2 protein-coding genes are annotated in these 2,331 nt (G+C 26.8%); both read left to right on the top strand.

Going from position 1 to position 2,331, the window contains the following annotated elements; translation table 11 throughout:
- The first annotated feature begins 208 nt into the window (after positions 1-208).
- The gene (locus tag HGC4_RS07220; RefSeq protein WP_050709455.1) at positions 209-1,180 is read left to right on the top strand and encodes a hypothetical protein; all 972 of its coding nucleotides are present in this window, start codon (positions 209-211) and stop codon (positions 1,178-1,180) included.
- Positions 1,161-2,204 (top strand): HNH endonuclease family protein, encoded by a 1,044-nt coding sequence (locus HGC4_RS07215; RefSeq protein ID WP_050709454.1) that lies wholly within the window; start codon positions 1,161-1,163, stop codon positions 2,202-2,204. Before HGC4_RS07220 ends, HGC4_RS07215 begins: the two co-directional genes overlap by 20 nt.
- Positions 2,205-2,331: the final 127 nt, after the last annotated feature.

Here is a 2,331-nt window from a genome sequence, read left to right as displayed (position 1 = left end):
CTATTAGGAAGCTCTGGGACATAGAACTAAAAGGATTTAACAAAGAGGATTTATATAAGGATACTTTAATAAGTAAGGCTAAAGAGTATGTTATATACAAAACAATATCTATCCAATAGATACACTGAACACTTTTAATTCTATTTTCGAATATAATGCCATAATAGATAAATACATAGAATCTTTAGAGAATTGCTTTAAAATTCTATTGAAAGACATAGAAGAAGAAAAAAGCCATATCACATTAAAATTGAGACAAACACTCAATTACATAAAATATAATAACAAGTATAAATATATAGAACCAGAGAAAGATAATGATATAGAATTTATAAAAGAATTGGATCTAATAAAGCATACAGAAATAGAATCTTCATGCATAATTGATTTCTCGGAATATAAAAGAAGATTAGATAATATAATTAATAAACAAGATAATATTTTAGCTATTATAGAATTACTCCCACCTCCAATATTTGACACTGAGGTTGTTATTAAACAATCTTTGATGGATAATGAATACTCATTACTATCTAACTTAAGTTCAGGAGAAAGACAAAATCTCAACAACATTAGTTCTGTAATTTATCATTTACAAAATATTAATTCTACGATATCAGATTCTAACATAATAAAATATAAACATATTAATCTCCTCTTTGAAGAAATAGAATTATACTTCCATCCTGAATTTCAAAGACTGTATGTAAAAAAACTATTGGAGCAAATTAGTAGAGCAAAACTAGATAATATTTACAGTATTAATATCTGTTTTGTAACTCATTCTCCATTTATTCTCTCAGATATACCAAAAGAAAATGTATTATTTTTAGAACAGGGAAAGCCTAAAAGATGTATGGAGGAAGATACCTTTGGGGCTAATATATACGACCTTTTACATGACAGCTTTTTCTTAAAAGAGTATACAGGCAGTTTTGCCATAGAGAAAATCGGAAATCTTATAAAAGAAGTTTCACAAACTTCCACTGAAACTAGAAAGAAGGATATAGAGTGTATTGAAAAAAAGATAAAATTTATAGGAGAGCCTTTTATCAGAACACAACTCTATACGTCTCTATATAATAATATTGAAGACAAAAACAAATTTAGGATTGTTGAATTAGAAGTAGAATTGGAAGAACTAAAAAAGAAAATAAATAATGATAAATATACCTTATAATGATACTCTTGCTGAAAATCATTGGAATTCTAAAATAAAAGACCGTCTTGTTTATCGCATAAAAAAAGTATTAAGACAAGGTGGTGTCAATAGTGGAAAATACAAAGTTCGGACACAATGCAGAATTTTTTTAAACTATTTGATAAAAGAAGACCCTGCTAAGCTTGGAGATTATCCTAATCTTAAAGAATTAGTCATTTCTCATCCTAACAGGTTAAGAGAGATTATCATAGAATATAAAAATGATTATCCAAATCTTTTTATTGGAAGTAAGAATCAAACATGGAGCAGCTTCAAAAGAATTATCTATAATATTTTTGTAGATAGTTGTTATGAGCTAGATAAGTTTTTTTCAAAAGATGAATTTATAAGCAATATAGGTATAGGGACTTGCTCATATTGTAATAGGGGATATATTTATAGTGTACATTCTCATAGTGGAGATGTAAAGCCTCAAATAGACCATTTTTATCCTAAAAGTATTTATCCTTTTTTAGGAATCTCGTATTATAATCTAATCCCTTCATGCTCTGTTTGCAATGGTTTTGGAGCAAAAGAAGAAAATAATCCTTTAAATTTTATAGGAAAGGATGCTCATGGTCATTTACTATATGAAGAGCTATTAAAGAGTCCCTATGAACTCGGTCTAGATGATATTAAATTTACGTTCAAACTCTTAAGCCCAAACTTATTTGGCAATTTTATTAAAATAAATATTGAGACTCCATCTAAAGGATATAATAGATTTCTTAAATTGAAACAGTTTTATAATGGTCATACAGACCATGTTGAAGAGTTAATTTTTAAATCTAAAATTAAATACCCTAAATCATACAGAAGTTCGATAGAAAATTTATTTATAGCAAAAGGAGATCCTATAAATACCAGCTTTTTTTATAGAATTCTAATTAATAATTATATATTAAAAGATGAACTTCATAAGAGACCTTTATCAAAATTATATAGGGATATTGCATTACAATTAAAATTAGTAACAGAGAAAGAAATTACAGAATCAAGGTAAGTGGAGTAACTATATTTTAAGATTTAAGATTTACAATTAAATAATATATACTCAAGGTAAGGTTTTTTCTCAAACCTTACCTACCCTCCCTTGTAATTTCCAATTCGACACTAATGAACTTATATAT

Origin of the sequence: Dysgonomonas sp. HGC4, assembly GCF_001261715.1 — a bacterium.
In the GTDB taxonomy this organism is placed as follows: domain Bacteria; phylum Bacteroidota; class Bacteroidia; order Bacteroidales; family Dysgonomonadaceae; genus Dysgonomonas_A.
Note: the sequence above shows the minus strand (reverse complement) of the source record. Positions and strands in the feature narration are given on the sequence as shown.